The 20,522-nt window shown below is 53.9% G+C and carries 20 protein-coding genes; 8 read left to right on the top strand and 12 right to left on the bottom strand.

The features are described 5' to 3' along the window. Window positions 1-30 precede the first annotated feature (30 nt). Genes ACMGG3_RS05375 through ACMGG3_RS05365 form a run of 3 tightly spaced genes read right to left on the bottom strand, consistent with a single transcriptional unit; the run spans window position 31 to window position 2,555 of the window. Window positions 31-843: a MetQ/NlpA family ABC transporter substrate-binding protein gene (locus tag ACMGG3_RS05375; RefSeq protein ID WP_014169750.1), complete on the bottom strand. Its 813-nt coding sequence runs from the start codon at window positions 841-843 to the stop codon at window positions 31-33. Window positions 844-871: 28 nt separating this feature from the next. Beyond that, on the bottom strand, window positions 872-1,540 hold the full coding sequence (locus ACMGG3_RS05370) for a methionine ABC transporter permease (protein ID WP_025204366.1): 669 nt from the start codon (window positions 1,538-1,540) through the stop codon (window positions 872-874). Next, window positions 1,533-2,555, bottom strand: a complete 1,023-nt coding sequence (locus ACMGG3_RS05365; protein ID WP_020884357.1) for a methionine ABC transporter ATP-binding protein — start codon at window positions 2,553-2,555, stop codon at window positions 1,533-1,535. The genes ACMGG3_RS05370 and ACMGG3_RS05365 overlap by 8 nt, the downstream gene beginning before the upstream one ends. 399 nt (window positions 2,556-2,954) lie before the next feature. Here ACMGG3_RS05365 and ACMGG3_RS05360 point away from each other — a divergent pair, with 399 nt between their 5' ends. The 4 genes from ACMGG3_RS05360 to lpp all read left to right on the top strand — a co-directional run bounded on the left by ACMGG3_RS05360 (window position 2,955) and on the right by lpp (window position 7,819). Next, window positions 2,955-4,325 carry a pyridoxal-phosphate dependent enzyme gene (locus ACMGG3_RS05360; RefSeq protein WP_063435084.1) on the top strand — a complete coding sequence of 457 codons (1,371 nt, stop codon included), beginning with the start codon at window positions 2,955-2,957 and terminating at the stop codon, window positions 4,323-4,325. 11 nt (window positions 4,326-4,336) lie between these two features. After that, window positions 4,337-5,482: a trans-sulfuration enzyme family protein gene (locus ACMGG3_RS05355; protein ID WP_049022368.1), complete on the top strand. Its 1,146-nt coding sequence runs from the start codon at window positions 4,337-4,339 to the stop codon at window positions 5,480-5,482. A gap of 377 nt (window positions 5,483-5,859) precedes the next feature. Then, complete coding sequence (gene pykF, locus ACMGG3_RS05350) at window positions 5,860-7,272, top strand: pyruvate kinase PykF (RefSeq protein ID WP_014169744.1); 1,413 nt, start codon at window positions 5,860-5,862, stop codon at window positions 7,270-7,272. A gap of 310 nt (window positions 7,273-7,582) precedes the next feature. Beyond that, a complete protein-coding gene (gene lpp / locus ACMGG3_RS05345; RefSeq protein ID WP_001082307.1) occupies window positions 7,583-7,819 on the top strand; it encodes a murein lipoprotein Lpp in 237 nt (78 codons plus the stop codon). Between the two features lie 60 nt (window positions 7,820-7,879). On the opposite strand, the gene ldtE is transcribed toward lpp, so the two are convergent. From ldtE to ACMGG3_RS05300, 9 genes are all read right to left on the bottom strand, one after another. Beyond that, a complete protein-coding gene (gene ldtE / locus ACMGG3_RS05340; protein WP_414149660.1) occupies window positions 7,880-8,893 on the bottom strand; it encodes a L,D-transpeptidase LdtE in 1,014 nt (337 codons plus the stop codon). A gap of 97 nt (window positions 8,894-8,990) precedes the next feature. Continuing rightward, window positions 8,991-9,407: a cysteine desulfuration protein SufE gene (gene sufE, locus ACMGG3_RS05335; RefSeq protein ID WP_025204370.1), complete on the bottom strand. Its 417-nt coding sequence runs from the start codon at window positions 9,405-9,407 to the stop codon at window positions 8,991-8,993. Window positions 9,408-9,421: 14 nt separating this feature from the next. Beyond that, the gene (sufS, locus tag ACMGG3_RS05330) at window positions 9,422-10,642 is read right to left on the bottom strand and encodes a cysteine desulfurase SufS (protein WP_414149659.1); all 1,221 of its coding nucleotides are present in this window, start codon (window positions 10,640-10,642) and stop codon (window positions 9,422-9,424) included. Beyond that, on the bottom strand, window positions 10,639-11,910 hold the full coding sequence (sufD, locus tag ACMGG3_RS05325; RefSeq protein WP_414149658.1) for a Fe-S cluster assembly protein SufD: 1,272 nt from the start codon (window positions 11,908-11,910) through the stop codon (window positions 10,639-10,641). The genes sufS and sufD overlap by 4 nt, the downstream gene beginning before the upstream one ends. Then, a complete protein-coding gene (gene sufC / locus ACMGG3_RS05320; protein WP_020884365.1) occupies window positions 11,885-12,631 on the bottom strand; it encodes a Fe-S cluster assembly ATPase SufC in 747 nt (248 codons plus the stop codon). The genes sufD and sufC overlap by 26 nt, the downstream gene beginning before the upstream one ends. A gap of 9 nt (window positions 12,632-12,640) precedes the next feature. Beyond that, window positions 12,641-14,131 (bottom strand): Fe-S cluster assembly protein SufB, encoded by a 1,491-nt coding sequence (sufB, locus tag ACMGG3_RS05315; protein ID WP_414149657.1) that lies wholly within the window; start codon window positions 14,129-14,131, stop codon window positions 12,641-12,643. A gap of 8 nt (window positions 14,132-14,139) precedes the next feature. Continuing rightward, complete coding sequence (gene sufA / locus ACMGG3_RS05310; RefSeq protein ID WP_008500631.1) at window positions 14,140-14,508, bottom strand: Fe-S cluster assembly scaffold SufA; 369 nt, start codon at window positions 14,506-14,508, stop codon at window positions 14,140-14,142. Between the two features lie 313 nt (window positions 14,509-14,821). Further along, window positions 14,822-15,550 (bottom strand): MerR family transcriptional regulator, encoded by a 729-nt coding sequence (locus ACMGG3_RS05305; RefSeq protein ID WP_020884367.1) that lies wholly within the window; start codon window positions 15,548-15,550, stop codon window positions 14,822-14,824. A 188-nt stretch (window positions 15,551-15,738) separates the two neighbouring features. After that, complete coding sequence (locus tag ACMGG3_RS05300; RefSeq protein WP_414149656.1) at window positions 15,739-16,959, bottom strand: diguanylate phosphodiesterase; 1,221 nt, start codon at window positions 16,957-16,959, stop codon at window positions 15,739-15,741. A 341-nt stretch (window positions 16,960-17,300) separates the two neighbouring features. Here ACMGG3_RS05300 and ycgZ point away from each other — a divergent pair, with 341 nt between their 5' ends. The 4 genes from ycgZ to fdhF all read left to right on the top strand — a co-directional run bounded on the left by ycgZ (window position 17,301) and on the right by fdhF (window position 20,516). Next, window positions 17,301-17,540: a regulatory protein YcgZ gene (ycgZ, locus tag ACMGG3_RS05295; RefSeq protein ID WP_414149655.1), complete on the top strand. Its 240-nt coding sequence runs from the start codon at window positions 17,301-17,303 to the stop codon at window positions 17,538-17,540. 4 nt (window positions 17,541-17,544) lie between these two features. Next, window positions 17,545-17,865 (top strand): hypothetical protein, encoded by a 321-nt coding sequence (locus ACMGG3_RS05290; protein ID WP_020884369.1) that lies wholly within the window; start codon window positions 17,545-17,547, stop codon window positions 17,863-17,865. Window positions 17,866-17,894: 29 nt separating this feature from the next. After that, entirely contained in the window at window positions 17,895-18,173 is a 279-nt protein-coding gene (locus ACMGG3_RS05285) for a biofilm development regulator YmgB/AriR family protein (RefSeq protein ID WP_014169732.1), read from the top strand. A 192-nt stretch (window positions 18,174-18,365) separates the two neighbouring features. Then, a complete protein-coding gene (gene fdhF / locus ACMGG3_RS05280) occupies window positions 18,366-20,516 on the top strand; it encodes a formate dehydrogenase subunit alpha (protein ID WP_078773940.1) in 2,151 nt (716 codons plus the stop codon). Window positions 20,517-20,522 lie beyond the last annotated feature (6 nt).

Genomic DNA, 20,522 nt, shown 5'->3' with positions numbered 1-20,522 from the left:
CCGCCGGGCTTCATTCGTAAAATCAATAAATTAGTTGTTTACCGGGATCACTGCGCCTTTGTATTTGGTGCGGATCCAGTCCTGAATCGCTTTGGAGTGCAGAACGTTCACCAGCGCGACGATATCTTTCTTCTTCTCGTCACCACGATGCACGGTAATGATGTTGGCATACGGGTTATTTTCACCACTCTCTACCGCAATCGGGTCATGTACAGGATCAAGGCCCGCATCAATCGCGTAGTTGGCGTTAATCACGACCGCGTCACCTTCGTCGTTGTTGTACATCTGTGGCAGCAGAGAGGCTTCCACGTTAGGCGTGAACTGCAGTTTTTTCGGGTTTTCCACGATATCGCTGATACGCGCGGTCACTTTGTCGATGCCCGGCTTCAGTTTGATCACCCCCTCTTTTTCGAAGATAGAGAGAATACGGCCCTCTTCAGATACAGCATCACGCATGATGATTTTGCCGCCCTGCGGCAGATCTTTCAGGGATTTGTATTTTTTGGAGTAGATCCCGATTGGCTCGATGTGGATCGCGCCCGCGCTGACAAAATCATAATCCTTATCACCGGCGTGATCTTTCAGCACGCTGTTCAGGTAAGGAATATGCTGGAAATAGTTAGCGTCAATATCATGACCCGCCAGCGCGGTGTTGGGCAGAATGTAGTCCTGGAAAGGTTTGATCTCCAGATCGATACCCTGCTTCGCCAGGATAGGCTTCGCCTGCTCCAGAATTTCGGCGTGCGGCGTGTTGGATGCCCCCACGGTCAGGGTATCAGCCCAGGTGGCAAAGCTCAGGGCGCTCAGGGTTGCTGCGGCGATCAGTGTCAGTGTTTTTTTCATGATGATGGTTCCTGTGTGTTATTAGAGATTATCGTTTATCTAACAGTGAGGTCAGGACGTCGCCGCAGAACTGGATAATGAAAACGATGATCAGAATGGTCACCGTCGCCACCAGCGTGACGTCGCCATGGTTGCGCTGGAATCCTTCCAGATAAGCCAGATTTCCCAAACCGCCTGCGCCAATCACCCCCGCCATGGCGCTGTAACTCACCAGCGCAATCAGCGTTACCGTAATACCTGATACCAGTGCAGGGGATGACTCCGGCAGTAAAACCCGAAACACCAGGGTGCTCAGTCGTGCGCCCATTGAGCGCGTGGCCTCAATAACCCCCTTGTCCACTTCACGCAGGGCAATTTCGACCAGGCGTGCGTAGAACGGTGCCGCACCGACAATCAGAGCCGGCAGCGCCGCGTTTGCGCCAAGAATGGTGCCGACAAGGGTTTTCGTGAACGGGATCAACAGCACAATCAGAATGATGAACGGGATAGAACGAAACACGTTCACCACAATTGAAATCACGCTGTAGACCGCGCGGTTGTGGAACAACCCGCCGCGCGCGGTTAAAAACAGCGCCAGGCCAAGGACGATCCCAAGAACAAAGGTTGCCACGCCGGAAAGGGCAGTCATGTACAGCGTTTCCAGCGTCGCCGCCCAGAGTTGCTCCCACTTCAGATGAGGAAAAAGCGTCTCAGCCATGTTTAATTACCTCGCCTTCAATATCGCTGTGCTTCAGGTCGGCGAGGATATTGCTCAGTTGTTCATCCGATGCCACGACGTGTACCCAGAGTTGCCCAAATACGCCGTGGGCCGTTTGGGTCATTTTTCCGTGCAGAATGTTAAACGGCAGGCCGTAGCGCAGAGTCAGCTCGCCCACGATCGGCTTATGGGTGCTGTGGCCCGTAAAGGTCAACCTGATGACGCTACCTTCAAGGTCCGCTGCCAGCTCCGTATTAAACGTCTCTTCCTCGGCATACTGGCTCACCTGGCGGACAAACTGCTGAGTGATAGGCTGCTGCGGACGGGTAAAGACGCTCAGCACCTCCCCCTCCTCCACCACTTTGCCGTTCTCCATCACCGCCACGCGGTCGCAAATTTTGCGCACCACGTGCATCTCGTGCGTGATCAGCACAATGGTCAGCCTGAAGCGGCGGTTAATGTCCAGCAGCAGATCGAGGATTTGATCGGTGGTCTGCGGATCGAGGGCTGACGTGGCTTCATCGCAAAGCAATACGTCGGGGTTATTGGCCAATGCACGTGCAATCCCCACACGCTGTTTTTGCCCGCCACTCAGCTGCGAGGGATAGGCGTTCTCGCGTCCCTTCAGCCCAACGAGATCGACCAGTTCGGCCACGCGGGCCTTAATGTTGGCTTTTGGCACACCGGCGATTTGCATTGAGAACGCGATATTCTCACTCACCGTGCGCGACCAAAGCAGATTGAAGTGCTGGAAGACCATGCTGATCTTCAGACGCGCCTGGCGCAGTGCTTCGCCCTTTGCGGCAGAAATGTCCTGTCCGTTGATGGTCACACTGCCGCGAGTGGGTTTTTCCAGTCCATTCAGCAAACGAATAAGAGTACTTTTACCCGCGCCGCTGTAACCGATAATGCCGTATATCTGCCCCTGCTCTATCGTCAAATTGACGTTATCAACGGCAGTGAGTGCAACCTTCCCGTTGTCAAAAACCTTCGAAATATTGCTGAGTACAATCATTCTTATGTGTAATCCGTCCCGCGCATGGCGGTTTAGCAGTATGGATGTCCAAATGATAGTAAACAGGCGTTATCACCTTTTAAATGAACAAAAAGGAATTTGTTATAACTTGCAGGAATAAATAGCGATTTTCGTACCGGCAGGCATTTAGACCAATTTCAGAAATGATTATCTGGCATGTGCATATCAGTGGTTCATCACCTGATGAAAACGGTTAATTTTTCAGCATTTTTGACTGATATAGCCATCCTCACATCCAGAGCACTTTACGTCTTGCTATCCCTCCATCCAAAAACGGCATTTATATTCTTTTCTGTTCTAAAACGGAGTGAAGGATTCTTTAAGGGGTTAATTTCCCCGCCCTATCATCCTGTCATGACCTCCTGAAAGGAAAACACCATGACGATTTACCACTCCGTCACCGAACTGATTGGCCACACCCCGCTTATCCAGCTGCATAAGCTTGATACCGCTCTCTGCTCGTTGTTTCTGAAGCTGGAAAACCAGAACCCGGGCGGTTCGATTAAAGACCGCGTTGCACTGTCGATGATTAACGAAGCGGAGCGCAACGGTCAGCTGCAGCCAGGCGGTACCATCATTGAGGCGACGGCGGGAAATACCGGTCTTGGCCTGGCCTTGATCGCCGCGCAGAAAGGCTATTCGCTGATCCTGGTGGTGCCAGACAAAATGAGCCGCGAGAAGATTTTCCACCTGCGGGCACTGGGGGCTCAGGTGGTACTGACCCGCTCCGATGTCAATAAGGGCCACCCTGCCTACTATCAGGATTACGCGCAACGTCTGGCGAATGAACTGCCGGGGGCGTATTACATCGATCAGTTTAATAACGAAGCCAACCCGCTGGCGCACCGCACCACCACCGCGCCTGAATTGTATGAACAGCTTGACGGTAAGATTGACGCCATCGTCGTCGGCGTGGGGTCTGGCGGGACGCTGGGTGGGCTACAGGCGTGGTTCGCTGAGCACTCACCGCAGACTGAATTTGTACTGGCCGACCCGGCCGGTTCGGTCCTGGCCGATCAGGTAGAAACGGGACGCTATCAGGATGCGGGTTCGTGGCTGGTTGAGGGGATTGGTGAAGACTTTATTCCCCCGCTGGCACACATCGAAGGGGTGAATCGTGCCTGGCGCATCACCGATCGCGAAGCTTTCACCACCGCCCGCGAGCTGCTGAAAACGGAAGGCATCCTGGCAGGCTCCTCCAGCGGCACCCTGCTGGCGGCTGCGCTGAAATATTGCCAGGCCCAGACCACCCCGAAACGGGTTGTGACCTTCGCCTGCGACAGTGGCAACAAATATCTCTCAAAGATGTTCAACGATGACTGGATGCGCCAGCAGGGTTTGATCTCCCGGCCGCAGGCTGGCGATCTCTCCGACTACATTGCCCTGCGCCACGATGAAGGCGCAACCGTCACCGCCGCGCCGGATGACACCCTCTCCACCGTACTGGCGCGGATGCGTTTGTATGACATCTCCCAGCTGCCGGTCCTGGAGAACGGCCAGGTCGTGGGCATCATCGACGAGTGGGATCTTCTGCGCCATATCGGTGGCGATGGCGACCGCTTCTCGCTTCCCGTGACCGCGGCAATGACCCGTCAGGTGGAGTTCCTCGATAAAAACGCCCCGGAAAGCGCCCTGAACGCCATTTTCGATCGCGGTCTGGTGGCGGTCATTAATGACAATGACCGCTTCCTGGGCCTGATTACGCGCAGCGATGTTCTTACCGCCTGGCGCAACCGTCTTCAGCAATAAAGGAATACATGATGAAAAATCTGGCAACCCTGAGCGTACACAGCGGTGAGTTTAACGATCGGCATGGCGCGGTCATGCCCCCGATTTACGCCACCTCCACGTTTGCGCAACCGTCACCCGGCGAGCACACCGGCTATGAATATTCGCGCAGCGGCAACCCGACCCGCCATGCGCTGGAAACCGCCATCGCCGAACTGGAAGGCGGGACCCGCGGCTATGCCTTCGCTTCCGGCCTCGCCGCCATCTCTACCGTGCTTGAACTGCTGGATAAAGACAGCCATATCGTCGCCATTGACGATGTCTACGGCGGGACCTGGCGCCTGATTGAAAACGTGCGCAAACGTAGCACCGGCCTGCAGGTGAGCTGGGTCAAGCCGGACGATTTGGCCGGTCTTGAAGCCGCCATTCGGCCGGATACGCGGATGGTATGGGTTGAAACGCCAACCAATCCGTTGCTTAAACTGGCGGATCTGGCGGCTATCGCCGACATCGCCCGTCGTCATCACGTCATCAGCGTGGCCGATAATACCTTCGCGTCGCCCATCATCCATCGCCCGCTGGAAACGGGTTTCGACATCGTCGTGCACTCTGCCACCAAATACCTGAATGGTCACTCGGACGTGGTCGCCGGACTGGCGGTTGTGGGAAATAACGCCGCGCTGGCGGACAAGCTTGCCTACCTGCAGAACGCGGTCGGCGGTGTACTGGATCCGTTTAGCAGCTTCCTGACGCTGCGCGGTATTCGTACGCTGTCGCTGCGGGTAGAAAAGCACAGCACCAACGCGCTGGCCATTGCGCAATGGCTGGAGCAACAGCCGCAGGTCGAAAAGGTATTTTATCCTGGGCTGGAATCACACCCGCAATATTCGCTTGCCCGCACGCAGATGGCGCTGCCGGGCGGCATGATTTCTCTGGTGGTGAAAGGCGATGCGCAACGGGCCACAGAGGTGATCCGCGCACTGAAATTATTCACCCTCGCCGAAAGCCTGGGTGGCGTGGAAAGTCTGGTCAGCCAGCCTTACAGCATGACTCACGCTTCGATTCCGCTTGAACAGCGGCTGGCCAACGGCATAGTACCGCAGCTGATTCGCCTGTCCGTGGGCATTGAAGATGCCAAAGATCTGATTGCCGACCTCAGCCAGGCGCTGAAAAACTAAGCAAAACGCGGCAGGTCACGCACCTGCCGCGATAAGATGTCATCTAACCTTAACGCCTTGATAACAATCTCATGTGGATCTGCACAGATTATTTTTGAAACGCTGTTTTCATTTTCCTTTTATCTTAAAATCAGCGTATAATGCGCGCCTAATCCCTGGTGAATGGTTTCAGCGCTTGGAATACAAAAAACAACGTACAACTACTCCTCTCCTTCGTTGGGCTGTCACTCAGGCACACTTTCTTCTGCACGCTCATTTGATGTCTCCTATCCTTAGTGCGTGTCATATACTCTTTTGCAACACAGGTTTGACTCCGCGGCGGTGCGCCCCCGGAGCGAGATTTCCATATCCTTCCCAACTTAAAGACTAAGACTGTCATGAAAAAGACGAAAATTGTTTGTACTATCGGCCCGAAAACCGAATCTGAAGAGATGCTGAGCAAAATGCTGGACGCCGGCATGAACGTTATGCGTCTGAACTTCTCCCACGGTGACTATGCTGAACACGGTCAGCGTATCCAGAACTTGCGCAACGTGATGAGCAAGACCGGTAAAAAAGCAGCCATCCTGCTGGATACCAAAGGTCCAGAAATCCGCACCATCAAACTGGAAGGCGGTAACGACGTCTCTCTGAAAGCCGGCCAGACCTTCACCTTCACCACTGACAAGACTGTTGTCGGTAACAACGAAATCGTTGCGGTCACCTATGAAGGTTTCACCAGCGACCTGTCCGTTGGCAACACCGTGCTGGTAGACGATGGTCTGATCGGCATGGAAGTGACCGCCATCGAAGGTAACAAGGTTATCTGTAAAGTGCTGAACAACGGCGACCTGGGTGAAAACAAAGGCGTTAACCTGCCAGGCGTTTCCATCGCGCTGCCAGCCCTGGCTGAAAAAGACAAACAAGACCTGATCTTCGGTTGCGAGCAAGGCGTCGACTTCGTTGCGGCATCCTTCATTCGTAAACGTTCCGACGTGGTTGAAATCCGTGAGCACCTGAAAGCGCACGGCGGCGAGAAGATCCAGATCATCTCCAAAATCGAAAACCAGGAAGGCCTGAACAACTTCGACGAAATCCTCGAAGCATCAGACGGCATCATGGTTGCACGTGGTGACCTGGGTGTTGAAATCCCGGTTGAAGAAGTTATCTTCGCGCAGAAGATGATGATCGAGAAGTGTGTTCGCGCGCGTAAAGTGGTTATCACCGCAACGCAGATGCTGGATTCCATGATCAAAAACCCACGCCCAACCCGCGCAGAAGCTGGCGACGTGGCTAACGCCATCCTCGACGGTACCGATGCAGTCATGCTGTCCGGCGAATCCGCGAAAGGTAAATACCCGCTGGAAGCCGTTGGCATCATGGCGACCATTTGCGAACGTACTGACCGCGTGATGACCAGCCGTCTGGACTTCAACAACGACAGCCGCAAACTGCGTATTACCGAAGCAGTCTGCCGCGGTGCGGTAGAAACCGCTGAGAAACTGGAAGCGCCTCTGATTGTGGTTGCCACCCAGGGCGGTAAATCTGCTCGCGCAGTCCGTAAATACTTCCCGGACGCGACGATCCTGGCGCTGACCACCAACGAAACCACTGCCCGTCAGCTGGTGCTGAGCAAAGGCGTGGTTGCGCATCTGGTGAAAGAAATCGCGTCTACCGACGATTTCTACATTCAGGGTAAAGCGCTGGCGCTGGAAAGCGGCCTGGCACAGAAAGGCGACGTTGTGGTCATGGTTTCTGGTGCGCTGGTACCAAGCGGAACCACCAACACAGCATCTGTTCACGTGCTGTAATAATTCCCGAACGAATTAATTTTCATAAAAAGCGTCCTCCGGGACGCTTTTTTTATTTCATGCATTAGCCAAAGTCATTCAAAAAGCAAATCGGGTTTCTCTATTTAATTGTGAATTATCTAAGATGAATCCGATGAAAAATGCCTTTTTTTACAGAGCTTTTTGCCAAAAAAGGGCCGATTCGATGCTTCTTTGAGCGAACGATCAAAAATAGGCGTATTCCCATCAAAAAAATATTCTCAACCTAAAAAACTTTGTGTAATACTTGTAACGCTACATGGAGATTAACTCAATCTAGAGGGTATTAATAATGAATCGTACTAAACTGGTACTGGGCGCGGTAATCCTGGGTTCTACTCTGCTGGCTGGTTGCTCCAGCAACGCTAAAATCGATCAGCTGTCTTCTGACGTTCAGACTCTGAACGCTAAAGTTGACCAGCTGAGCAACGACGTGAACGCAATGCGTTCCGACGTTCAGGCTGCTAAAGACGACGCAGCTCGCGCTAACCAGCGTCTGGACAACCAGGCTACTAAATACCGTAAGTAATAGTACCTGTTAATAAAATGGCGCACATTGTGCGCCATTTTTTTTGTCTGCGTCAAACCCCTACTGCGTCACCTTCTCACCGTCATCTTCCGCGACCGCAGCGGATATCCGACTGTTCTGTACTGACAACACGTTCTGACGCGCTGACGCGCCGTTATCGGCCGACACGGCTACCGGGATCCCCGCGCGGCGTGACAAGGCTTTATCGATAAGCGCTTTATCACTTCCTGACTGCGAGACAAACGTCGCAAAGTCTGCGGAATGCGAAATGGGTGTCATCTGGGGGTTTTCACCCTCAACCTGCGCCAGCGGACGATGCACTTCAATATAGCGTTTACCGTCAGGCTCGACGGAGAACTTCACCGGCTCATTAATGATTTGCACCCGCGTGCCGACCCGCACCTGCTCAAACAGCGCTTTGATATCCGGCGCGTTCATGCGCATACAGCCGGAGCTGACCCGCAGGCCGACGCTGTCCGGTGCGCTGGTGCCGTGGATCAGGTATTCCCCGCGACCCACGCCTAAACGCAATGCAAAGCGTCCTAGCGGGTTATTTGGCCCGGCCGGGACCACGGGCGGTAATTTGATGCCCTGCTCCAGAGAGCGCGCTCTGATGCCCGGTGTTGGGGTCCAGGTAGGATTAGGGATCTTTTGGCTGACCCGGGTGGTGGTGACCGGCGTTTCCAGTCCCAGTTGCCCAATGCCGAGCGGGAAAACCTGAACAATGTTTTCGCCCGGCGGGAAGTAGTAAAGCCGCAGCTCCGCCAGGTTCACGACAATCCCCTCACGGGGCGTGTCGGGCAACAGCATCTGCGAAGGGATCGTGATCACCGTCCCCGGCGCAGGGTTTACCGGCGCAATAGTATTATTGGCTTCAAGGATAAGCTGTGCGGCAGTATTAAACCGGCGAGCGATGGTCTGAAGTTTATTATCCCCTTCCTGTATCGTGTAGGTTTGATTTTGCCCAATCAGACGGCTGCCTGCGGGCGGCAACGGGTAATCCATCGCGCGGGCCGAATTAAGAGCACCGAGCGAACCCAGGAGTAATAGAGTTATTAGAGACGCGCGCTTCATGCTGAGATTCCTTATTCACTGGCCGGATGCCAGAAAGCTGAAAAACCAGCGAGGCGGGAACCACCTCGCGAAACAGAATGAATGCTGTTCTGTAAGTCTAGCTAAGGATTGCAGCTTTGGCGCGGATGGCGCGAATCATCGCTTCCAGCCCCTGGGAACGGGACGGGGTGAGGTGTTGGGTCAGGGCCATTTTTTCAAACCACGGGCGGACATCAAAAGCGACAATATCCTGCGCTGACATCTGGTGATAGAGAATAAATACCACCGCAATAAGCCCTTTCACAATAGCGGCATCACTGTCGCCCTGTAATTCGATCACGCCGTCGCGCGTCTGCTCCATCACAATCCAGACCTGGCTCTGACAGCCCTGAATAATATTTTCCGGGTTGTGTGCCTCTTCGCTGAGCGGCGGTAAACGCTGGCCCAGTTCAATGATATAGAGGTACTTCTCTTCCCAGTTTGCGCAACGCCCGAAGTTACGCAGTAATTTTTCTTTATCCGGCAAATCTGCCATCTTTCGCCTCTCCGTTAGCCCAGCAACTGGTGAATGCGTTTAAGCCCCGCCACCAGCCTGTCGACCTCTTCCGTTGTGTTGTACATCACCAGCGATGCGCGGCACATCGCCGGCACCTGGTAAAACGCCATCAACGGCATAGCACAGTGGTGTCCGGTGCGAACGGCCACGCCGTAATTATCGAGGAAACTGCCCACATCGTATGCATGGTGTTTACCCAGATTGAACGCAATCACCCCCTGGCGGTCCGCCGGGCCGTACAGGGTCAGCGCCGGTACGCTGGCAAGCTCCTGCAGCGCGTAGTGCATCAGCAGGTGTTCGTACTCCTGAATCGCGTCAAGGCCAACAGACGTAACATAGGAGATGGCTGCCCCCAGCCCGATAATCCCGCCGGTATTCGGCGTGCCAGCTTCAAAGCGCCACGGTGCGCGTGCGTAGGTGGTCCCCTCTGAGAGACTGACGGTCGCAATCATCGAGCCGCCCCCTTCCCACGGTGGCATCGCCTGCAGAATATCTTCTTTCACGTACAGCACGCCAATCCCGGTCGGCCCATAGAGCTTGTGCCCGGAGAAGACGTAGAAATCGCAGTCCAGCGCCTGGACGTCGACCGCGTGGTGCATGACCGCCTGCGCACCATCAATCAGCACCTTCGCGCCAGCCTGGTGGGCTTTCTCAATAATCGCTGCCACCGGGTTCTCGGTTCCCAGCACGTTAGAAACCTGGGTCACGGCCACCAGCCGCGTACGCGTATCCAGCAACGCGTCAAGTTGCTCAAGCTGCAGGGTGCCATCAACGTTCAATGGGATCACCCTCAGTTGCGCACCGACACGCTCACAGAGCATCTGCCACGGCACGATATTGGCATGGTGCTCCATCTGGGTGATGATGATGTTATCCCCCGCGTGGAGCTGCGCGTTGCCCCAGCTGTTGGCAACAAGGTTGATCCCCTCGGTGGTACCACGCACAAACACCAGTTCCTCTGGCGAGCGTGCATTGAGGAAAGCGGCGATTTGGGTACGCACATTTTCCATACGCTGGGTCGCCTCCGCACTCAGGGTGTGGATCCCCCGGTGCACGGCAGCATAACCGTGGCGGTAGAATTCCGCTTCCGCTTCGATCACCTGATTCGGTTTCTGCGCGCTGGCCGCACTGTCCAGATACGCCAGGGGCAGACCGTTCACTTCACGGGTCAGAACCGGAAAATCTGCCCGTACTTTCTCTACGGGAAAACTCATGCTTCGCCTCCAGGCAGACGCTGCCCGATACGGGCCAGCACCTGCTGTTTTAACAGGCCATCGTGCAGCGCTTCCGTCAGTTCAGCGGCAAACGCATAGATAATCATTTGCTGCGCCGCCTGCTGGTCGATACCGCGGGAGCGTAAATAGAACATCTGTTCGTCATCAATTCGCCCGACCGTCGCGCCATGGCTGCACTTCACGTCATCAGCATAGATTTCAAGCTGTGGTTTGGTGTCCACTTCCGCCAGGCGTCCTAATAACAGGTTGTTGTTGGTCATCTGCCCGTCGGTTTTAATCGCGTGCTGCGCCACGTTAATCAGGCCGTTAAACACCGCCCGCCCTTTGTCGCTGACAATGGTTTTGTGCAGCTGGCGACTGTTACAGTAACCTTTGTTGTGCTCAAGCCAGGTGCGTGTATCGCACACTTGCGTTTTAACCGGCATCGCCAGGCTGTTGATGCGAAGCGTTGTATTCTCGCCGTTAAGCTGCGTGCTGGTGTTATGGCGCAGTACCGCGCCGCCCAGCAAAAAGCTGTGGCTGTATGCCGCGGCATCTTGTCCAAGCAGCATGTCGTTATGCGCAAAGTGGTGGCTCTGCGGGTTTTCAAACGCCAGTTTGATATGGTGAAGTTGGGCATTGGCGGCAACATGCATTGTCAAACGCGCCCCGGTAAAGTGCCGGGCCTCGTTGAGGCTGACGTAATGCTCAATCACCGTGGCCTCCGCCCCTTCCGCCAGCTCAAGATGGTGGCGGTAGTGAGCAGTGTTGATCTCGTCGCCGTCTGCTCCCTGGGTGATGTGCATCAGCAGCAGCGGTTTTACCGGACGCTGGTTACGCTTAACGCGAATATGCGTCACGCTCCGCGCCAGGCTCTCGGTGAGATGCAGGAAGACCTCGGGCTGTACCGGGGTGCTTAGGCTCTGACGGTCATCGTTAATGGCAATCTCAAATCCACAGTCCTGGGTGCTGTCACTCAGCTCAGGGCGGAACTGACCATCGACGAAGACCAGACGCACGGCATCCACGGTCAATGCCAGGGCATCACGCTGCGCCGGGCTGATGTCTGCCAGGCGGGAGACAAACTCGCCGTTCAGCAGGCCATCAAGCGGCGTGTATTTCCAGTTCTCCTGCTTGCGTGACGGCAAACCGAGACGCAGCATCTGCTGCAGGTGCTGTTGCGCCTGTTCCGAGCGCGTATTGCCCTGCGCTTCAAACAGACGGTGCCACTGCTGGAGCGCATTACTGCTGTTCGGTAAGCCAGCCATAACCCTGCTCCTCCAGTTGTTTAACCAGCGTGAAATCACCGGATTTCACAATACGCCCCTGGTAAAGCACATGGACGTAATCCGGCTTGATGTAATCCAGAATACGCTGGTAGTGAGTGACGATGATGAACGCGCGTTTGCCGTCGCGCAGGGAGTTCACCCCATCGGCGACAATCTTCAGGGCATCAATATCCAGACCGGAGTCGGTCTCATCCAGAATACACAGTTCAGGCTCAAGGACCGCCATCTGCAGAATGTCGTTACGCTTTTTCTCACCGCCTGAAAAACCGACGTTGACCGAGCGGGTCAGCAGGTCTTCCGGCATTTTCAGCAACTTAATCTTCTCTTCCATCAGGTCCTGGAAATCAAAGCGGTCCAGCGCTTCCAGTCCGCGATATTTACGTACCGCGTTCAGCGCCGTTTGCAGAAAGAACTGGTTACTCACCCCCGGGATCTCCACCGGATACTGGAAGGCCATAAAGATACCTTCACCGGCCCGCTCTTCCACCGACATCTCCAGCAAATCTTTGCCGTTAAACTCGACCGACCCGTGGGTCACTTCGTAATCTTCGCGTCCTGCCAGCGTCGCGGAGAGCGTACTTTTCCCGGAGCCATTGGGCCCCATAATGGCGTGGACTTCACCCGGTTTGACGTCAAAATTGAGACCACGCAGGATCTCTTTGTCTTCCACGCTAACCTGTAAATCTTTAATACTTAACATGTGCTTTCCTTAACCGACGCTGTGTTCAAGACTAATGGCGAGGAGTTTCTGGGCTTCAACGGCAAATTCCAGCGGCAGTTCAGAGAACACATCCTTACAGAAGCCGTTCACAATCATTGAGATGGCATCCTCCTCACTGATCCCGCGCTGCAGGCAGTAGAAGAGCTGATCTTCCCCAATACGTGACGTCGTCGCCTCGTGCTCAAGCTGGGCGGTATTGTTACGGCATTCAACGTACGGGAAGGTGTGTGCCCCGCAGTCTGCGCCAATTAACATTGAGTCACACTGGGTAAAGTTTCGGGCATTGGTGGCCGTCGGCATGATTTTGACCAGCCCACGATAGCTGTTCTGACTGTGCCCGGCGGAGATGCCTTTGGAAATAATGGTCGACCGGGTGTTTTTACCGATGTGGATCATCTTGGTACCCGTATCTGCCTGCTGATGGCCGCTGGTCAGCGCCACGGAGTAGAACTCACCGATCGAGTTATCCCCACGCAGAATACAGCTCGGGTATTTCCAGGTGATCGCAGAGCCGGTTTCCGACTGGGTCCAGGACATTTTGCTGTTTTCGCCTTCGCACAGCGCACGCTTGGTCACGAAGTTCAGAATACCGCCGGTGTTGCCATCGCCCGGGAACCAGTTCTGCACCGTGGAGTATTTCACCTCGGCATCTTTATGGATGATGACTTCAACCACCGCGGCGTGAAGCTGGTAGCTGTCACGGACCGGTGCGGAGCACCCTTCAATGTAACTGACGTAGCTGCCTTCATCGGCCACCAGAATGGTGCGTTCGAACTGACCGGTTTTTTCCGCGTTGATACGGAAATAGGTCGACAACTCCATCGGGCAGCGAACGCCTTTTGGCACGTAGATAAAGGTGCCATCAGACGCTACCGCCGCATTAAGCGCGGCAAAAAAGTTATCGTTACTTGGCACCACGGTGCCGATGTACTTTTTCACCAGCTCAGGGTGCTCGTGAATCGCTTCGCCGAAGGAGCAGAAAATAATCCCCTGCTCTGCCAGTTTTTCACGGTAGGTTGTCGCCACTGAGACGGAGTCAAAAATGGCGTCCACCGCCACATCTTTCCCTTCACGAACGGGCACACCCAGCTGGTTAAATGCCTCTTCCACTTCTTTGCTCAGGAAGCTGTTGTCCGCACCGGTTTGCTGCACCGCGCCAGGCTGTGAGGCGCAGGTATCGTCGCAACTCCCGCAGGATGGCGCAGAGTAGTAGCTGTAATCCTGATAGTTCAGCTTGTCATAATGCGCTTTCAGCCAGTGAGGTTCTTCCATTTCCAGCCACGCCCGGAAGGCGCTCAGACGAAACTCAAGCATCCACTCAGGTTCATTGCGTTTGGCCGAGATCGCCCTGACGACATCTTCATTGATGCCTTTCGCCAGTTCATCGGTCTGCAGCTGAGTAAAGAACCCCTCTTTATAATTAAGGTGGCCGCCGCTCCAGGTGTTAACATCACTCGTTGCTTCAGTATTACGAGACATAGTACCGCCTATACCCCAAAGCTTTCGCCGCACCCACATTCGTTCTGGGCTTTCGGGTTATGAAATTTGAATAACTGGTTTAAACCTTCACGTACGTAGTCCACTTCCGTGCCGTCAATAAACGGCATGGCCTGCAGGGCGACATACAATTTTGCGCCGTCAGTTTCGAATACCAGATCATCTTTCTCGGGTTCTGTGACGGTATCGAGCACGTAACCGAATCCTGCGCAGCCGGTCTGTTTCACCCCCAGGCGCACGCCGAGGATCTCTGGCTTTTTCGCCACAAGTTCGTGAATATGTGCCGCCGCCGCTGGCGTGAGCGTTAAGCCACGCCAGGCGAAGTCGGCAGGATTGAAGGTTTCTGAATGCAGTTCCATAGGTCCACCTCATCTAATAAGCCCCAGGGCATAACACCATGTTAGTGATAACGATTATCACTTCAACCCTCTGTCAGCAGGGGCATTGGGCTAAATCGCCCTTTTTGCATACTTTTATTAAGCATAGACCCTGTCAGCGGATGCGGGCGGGATGGATTTAATTGTGCAATACTTTGAAAAATAATGGGTTATCGAATCAGAAAAGCGGAGTAAAGGGGAAAAGTAAAATATGCATCGGAAATGCCTATTTTTAAGATAGATTTTATCCAGAGAAACGACGGGCAAAAAAAAAGGCCTTCAAGGCCTGCGGAAATTAATGATGAAAGGAGACAACAAAACCCTGTTCACGCCAGTGGTCAAGCAGTTCCTGCTGACGCGGCGTCGGCGCTTTACCGGTCCAGACGAAAATTCTTTGCCCAGGAAAAAGTTCCGGACGAGGGGAATCAATCGGGTCGGCCAGCACATCAATATGCCACCCCTTCTGTGCCAGACGCGCAGCCTCAAGCCACAGGTGGGTCCGGTCATCGCACTCCCAGCCAATAAGCAGAGCATCTTTACCGGCTTTCTTACGTGACTCCGCCAGGCTTGCGACAGCAAATTCTATCAGCACACCGTCAAGCAGGCTCGCCATATGACGCACCGTATTTTGATCCTGATTCATTCGCTGACGAACGGGAGAAATAATATTATCGATAAGCGCATCCATCGCGTGATCGCGGCGGAATTCGCCTATTTTGGCGCGCAGCTTTGCCGGGCTGGCATAACGCAAAACCGTCATCATCTCTTCCTGGATTGATGCCCAGTTACCCTGAGTCATCACTTCTTTGTTTTCCAGCAAGCCTTTGACTTTGCCGACCGAAACGCCGCTTTTCATCAGGCGTTTGATCTCTTCAATACGCAGGATATCTTCATCGTCAAACTGACGATGGCCCCCTTCGCTTCGCTGCGGCTTCAACAATCCATAACGGCGCTGCCAGGCACGCAGCGTAACGGGGTTGATACCGCATCGTTCGGCCACTTCGCCGATACTGTAATAGGCCATTAACTCCCTCACGCTTAGAACTTCCATACCCAACCAGACCAACCTTATCAGATTGTACAAACCATTTGTATAACTAAGGCCTCTTTTTGAGCGGGTGAAGGGTATACAAGTTCCTTCACCCGTTAATGTATTGTTGTACAAATTTTGCCGCGCGTACAGTCAAGCTTGCAGGTTTATGTACAGCTTTCTCAAAATTCAAACTTCTTCTCTGGCCACGCGATCGCCGGAATTCCCCCGTGACGCGGGCTGGCAAACAGGTGCCCCTGGAACTGGGAAATGCCTGCAGACTCCAGCCACATCCACTCTTCAGGCTTCTCAACGCCGACGGCACAGAACTGGATCTCCAGCGAGGAACAGCAGGTGATAATCGCCTGAATGATGGCCTGCCGCGGGCCGCTTTTGTGCACATTCGCGACCAGATCGCGGTTAATCTTAATTCTGTCAGGCTGGAATTGCGCCAGTAACTGCAGACCGGCAAAACCGGCACCAAAGTGATCGATGGTTACGCTGATACCGGCACTTTTTAGCTGCCTGACCGAATGGGTAAACTCTTCAAAACGGGAAATCGCTTCGCTCTCGGTGAATTCCACCACAATCTGCTCCGGCACAAAGCCATTCGCGTCAATGGCCGTCAGCAGGAAATCCACGGCGCCAGGCACGTTGACCAGCGTCATGGGCAGCAGGTTAATGGATAATGTCTGATCCTGTAATCCCAGAGCGCTCGCCATGGAGAGCGCAACCTGCTTGCTTTTCAAATCAGAGGCGTACACCTCTTCTCGAGGAATTTGGGCAAAATAGGTTCCGGGCGATTCACCGGTGGGCGTGCGGATCAAGGCCTCCCAGGAGACGACCTGCTGCATAAACGGATCCACGATAGGCTGGAACGCAAAGCTGCAATCCGCGCCTTTAGCCACCACCTCCGGTTGCGCCGATAAATGCGTCTCTTCCGGGATGAAATCCCAGGCATCTGCAGGCGGCAGTTCAAAATAGTTGGCTTTCTCCGTGGCCTCCACGAAGGTGCGGAAAAACTGCAGGGCGCGATCGCTATATGTCAGTTGATACCTGCTGGTGCCTTTGTCGAGAACCTGCTGAAGCACCTCTTCCCTGTCGAACTGACGCAAGTCAAAAAGCTCCATGCCAACCTTGCCGAAGCGTCGGGAGGGGCCGTGATCGCGCATCAGCTCCACCACGTTATGGTGGCGCGTGTCCTGGCAAATCTGCTCGTAAATGGATGAAACGTTTTCCGCTGGGCCTTCGAGCAACTGAAAAAAATGCGTGCCGTTAAACAGCAAGATCCCCGTGACATTGGATTGCCGGTTTTTACTATTTGCAGCAGCTACCATGTTTTCCAGCGCTTTCACTGGAACGTCCTCGCAGATATGACTGCGGTATATGATGGTTGTAAGCATGCTTATCCTGAAGGGGGTTAGGGGTTGGCCACAAAAACACGTCGGTAAACATCTGTTATAGCATATTAATTACGTGACAAATAATTTACATCTCAACCATTTACGGCACCTAACGCATCCGTTTCCTGCGTTGTACAACTTATCCATCATGGTGGGTATTGTACAATATATTCTGTAACGGAAATGCTTCATTTTTATGACTCAACCACCTGATAAATATAGAATTTATAAAATATATCACAATTATTTTAAAAAATTGTACATTTTCTATGTACAGATTTGGAAATTATGTATACCTTAAATGTAACGTTAGTGATTACATTTTTTTACAGGAGCGAAACATGCAGCAGAAGGATTATGTCACAGATTCAGCAGCAGCGATCGCGCACTACTTCGAGAAAGCCGCGCTTCCTACCCAACAGGAGACGCTCGGTCAGGTCGTGGTTGAGATTCTTAGCGACGGGCGAAATCTGAATCGCAAATCGCTCTGTACCAAACTCTTAAGCCGCCTCGAAAAGGCCGATGGGCCTGAAGAGGAACAGCATTACCACATGCTGCTTGGTCTGCTTTTCGAACGGTAATGTTATGAACAGCAGTGATGCAGACCGACTGATTGACCAGCTTATCGGTGAAGCCGTTCTTTCTCTTTTGAAAGAGCGAGGCCCCGTCACAACCGAAGCTCTGGTTCAGCGTCTGCGGGATATGAAAGCGCATGAAAAGGATCCCCAGCGGCGGGAGACACTTGCGATGGTGATTGCCGACATCGGTTCAAACAACATCGCCCTGAAACGTCGCAGAACCGCGCAAGGACGAACCGATAGAGAGGGATCTCTCAACGTTAAAAGAGACAATGTAGTGCCGTTATTTGGAAATGGAAAACCGTCCGATCCCAGGAAAATACATTGACTGCAATTTTACAGCTACGGTGAGAACAAATGAGACAAAATATTCAGCTTCAACCCGAATACCATTCCGCTTTTTTAGAAAGCGCGCTGTCGGAATATTTCCGTCACGCAGGCGATCGTTTTGCTGAAGAGTCCGCTGTTTTTTCTACTGCAGTACGCTGTGTTCTGGCTTCTGAAGGACACCTGTCCAACAAAGCGATCATTTTGTGGCTGATCCAGACGCTGGAATCCACAAACGACGTTGTGCAGGCAGATGTCATTCGTAAGACCCTGGAAATCGTTGTGGGTCACACCATGGACGATCTCTAAAAACCCTCCCCTCTGTGAATACTAACGTGTCATCGTCAAAACTGACGATCGGGCTGACGATGACACGTTCCCTCCTCGTATAACACCCTGTAAAACCTACAAAGTAAATGTGGCATGGTTCCTGCTTACTCCCGTTTACGGGACTGGGCTACCCAGTCAACTTTGCTTCATTTCTTAACAGGTCTGTTATTGATGAAAAAAATCGCCAGCGTCTGCCCCTACTGTGGTGCAGGCTGCAAATTAAACCTTGTCGTCGAAAATAACCGTATCCTCCGTGCCGAAGCGGCCGAAGGCGTAACAAACCAGGGCACCCTGTGCCTGAAAGGTTTTTATGGCTGGGACTTCCTGAACGATACGCGTCTGCTTACCCCCCGTCTGACTCAGCCCATGATCCGCTACCACAAGGGAGAGGCTTTTACCCCCGTCACCTGGGAAGAGGCTATCCGCTATACCGCCCATAAACTCAGGAGCATAAAAGAGCAGTATGGCCCACGGTCCATCATGACCACCGGTTCCTCCCGGGGAACAGGGAATGAAACGAACTATGTGATGCAAAAATTTGCCCGTGCGGTGCTGAATACCAACAACGTGGACTGCTGCGCGCGCGTCTGTCACGGCCCTTCTGTTGCCGGGTTACAGGAAACCCTCGGCAACGGTGCAATGAGCAATTCCATTAACGATATTGAAAACTCAAAATGTCTGCTGGTGTTTGGCTATAACTGCGCCGATTCGCACCCCATCGTCGCCCGTCGGGTCTTAAAAGCCCGCGAAAATGGCGCGAAAATCATCGTCTGCGATCCCCGTCGCATTGAAACCGCACGCATTGCCGACCAGCACCTGCAGCTGAAAAACGGCAGCAACATGGCGCTGGTCAATGCGTTTGGCTATGTCCTTCTGGAAGAGGAGCTGTACGACAAAAACTACGTCGCGCGCTTTACCGAAGGGCTTGACGCTTATCGGGAAACGGTCAAAGACTACGCGCCCGAAAACGTCGAACATCTCACCGGCATTCCAGCCCGGGATGTGCGTCAGGCGATGCGGACGTTCGCGGCTGCGCCTTCCGCCACCGTCATGTGGGGCATGGGCGTAACGCAGTTTGGTCAGGCTGTAGACGTGGTCAAAGGTCTCTCCAGCCTGGCGCTGCTGACCGGAAATCTTGGTCGACCTGCCGTCGGCGTTGGGCCAGTACGTGGTCAAAACAACGTTCAGGGCGCGTGTGATATGGGCGTTCTGCCCAATATGTTCCCGGGGTATCAGGACGTTACGGACCCGGCGGTCCGGCAGAAATTCGCCACTGCCTGGGGAATCGATGTCGGGATTATGGACAAAGAGGTTGGAACGCGTATCACCGAAGTCCCTCACCTTGCGCTGGAAGGCAAGGTAAAAGCCTATTACATCATGGGCGAGGATCCGCTGCAGACTGAAGCCGATCTGGGGCTGGTGCGCCGCGGTTTTGAAGCACTCGATTTTGTGGTGGTTCAGGACATCTTTATGACGAAAACGGCGGAAGTGGCGGATGTTCTGTTACCTGCCACATCGTGGGGAGAACACGGGGGCGTCTTTACCTGTGCCGACCGCGGTTTCCAGCGTTTCGGTAAAGCCATTGAGGCCAGCGGCAACGTGAAACGTGACTGGGAGATCATCAGCCTGCTTGCTACCGAAATGGGCTATCCGATGCATTACGTATCCAACCAGCAGATCTGGGACGAGATGCGCGAGCTCTGTCCGCTGTTCTATGGCGTGACATACGAAAAAATGGGTGAAATGGGCCATGTGCAATGGCCGTGCCCAACGCTCGATCACCCGGGTACGCCGTATCTCTATAAAGATAACCAGTTCGATACGCCGAGCGGCAAAGGCCAGCTTTTTGCGGCAGCCTGGCGCGCGCCAGCCGAGATCCCGGACGAAACGTATCCGCTGGTGCTCTGCACCGTGCGTGAGGTTGGCCACTACTCCTGCCGGTCAATGACCGGCAATTGCGCCGCGCTGCAAAGCCTTGCCGACGAACCAGGCCGTGTACAAATGAACCCCCTCGATGCGGACAGCCTGGGCATTAAAGACGGGCAGCTGGTGTGGGTGCATTCCCGTCGGGGCAAAGTCATTACCCGTGCCAGCATCAGCGAGCGCATCAACGCCGGTGCGGTTTATATGACTTACCAGTGGTGGATTGGCGCCTGTAACGAACTGACGCAGGATAACCTTGACCCGGTCTCCAAAACCCCAGAAACCAAGTATTGTGCGGTTAAGCTTGAGGCGATTGAAGACCAACGCTGGGCGGAAGACTTTGCGGCGTCGTCTTATCAGACCATGAAGACGCGGTTAATCACGGCGGTGAACGTCTGAGGAAAA

The organism is Enterobacter sp. BNK-18 (assembly GCF_047456135.1).
GTDB classification, from domain to species: Bacteria; Pseudomonadota; Gammaproteobacteria; order Enterobacterales; family Enterobacteriaceae; genus Enterobacter; species Enterobacter ludwigii.
Note: the sequence above shows the minus strand (reverse complement) of the source record. Positions and strands in the feature narration are given on the sequence as shown.

Coding starts and splice junctions, on each gene's coding strand:
- ACMGG3_RS05375 (WP_014169750.1), bottom strand. CDS start 843: ATGAAAAAAACACTGACACTGATCGCCGCAGCAACCCTGAGCGCCCTG.
- ACMGG3_RS05370 (WP_025204366.1), bottom strand. CDS start 1,540: ATGGCTGAGACGCTTTTTCCTCATCTGAAGTGGGAGCAACTCTGGGCG.
- ACMGG3_RS05365 (WP_020884357.1), bottom strand. CDS start 2,555: ATGATTGTACTCAGCAATATTTCGAAGGTTTTTGACAACGGGAAGGTT.
- ACMGG3_RS05360 (WP_063435084.1), top strand. CDS start 2,955: ATGACGATTTACCACTCCGTCACCGAACTGATTGGCCACACCCCGCTT.
- ACMGG3_RS05355 (WP_049022368.1), top strand. CDS start 4,337: ATGAAAAATCTGGCAACCCTGAGCGTACACAGCGGTGAGTTTAACGAT.
- pykF (WP_014169744.1), top strand. CDS start 5,860: ATGAAAAAGACGAAAATTGTTTGTACTATCGGCCCGAAAACCGAATCT.
- lpp (WP_001082307.1), top strand. CDS start 7,583: ATGAATCGTACTAAACTGGTACTGGGCGCGGTAATCCTGGGTTCTACT.
- ldtE (WP_414149660.1), bottom strand. CDS start 8,893: ATGAAGCGCGCGTCTCTAATAACTCTATTACTCCTGGGTTCGCTCGGT.
- sufE (WP_025204370.1), bottom strand. CDS start 9,407: ATGGCAGATTTGCCGGATAAAGAAAAATTACTGCGTAACTTCGGGCGT.
- sufS (WP_414149659.1), bottom strand. CDS start 10,642: ATGAGTTTTCCCGTAGAGAAAGTACGGGCAGATTTTCCGGTTCTGACC.
- sufD (WP_414149658.1), bottom strand. CDS start 11,910: ATGGCTGGCTTACCGAACAGCAGTAATGCGCTCCAGCAGTGGCACCGT.
- sufC (WP_020884365.1), bottom strand. CDS start 12,631: ATGTTAAGTATTAAAGATTTACAGGTTAGCGTGGAAGACAAAGAGATC.
- sufB (WP_414149657.1), bottom strand. CDS start 14,131: ATGTCTCGTAATACTGAAGCAACGAGTGATGTTAACACCTGGAGCGGC.
- sufA (WP_008500631.1), bottom strand. CDS start 14,508: ATGGAACTGCATTCAGAAACCTTCAATCCTGCCGACTTCGCCTGGCGT.
- ACMGG3_RS05305 (WP_020884367.1), bottom strand. CDS start 15,550: ATGGCCTATTACAGTATCGGCGAAGTGGCCGAACGATGCGGTATCAAC.
- ACMGG3_RS05300 (WP_414149656.1), bottom strand. CDS start 16,959: ATGCTTACAACCATCATATACCGCAGTCATATCTGCGAGGACGTTCCA.
- ycgZ (WP_414149655.1), top strand. CDS start 17,301: ATGCAGCAGAAGGATTATGTCACAGATTCAGCAGCAGCGATCGCGCAC.
- ACMGG3_RS05290 (WP_020884369.1), top strand. CDS start 17,545: ATGAACAGCAGTGATGCAGACCGACTGATTGACCAGCTTATCGGTGAA.
- ACMGG3_RS05285 (WP_014169732.1), top strand. CDS start 17,895: ATGAGACAAAATATTCAGCTTCAACCCGAATACCATTCCGCTTTTTTA.
- fdhF (WP_078773940.1), top strand. CDS start 18,366: ATGAAAAAAATCGCCAGCGTCTGCCCCTACTGTGGTGCAGGCTGCAAA.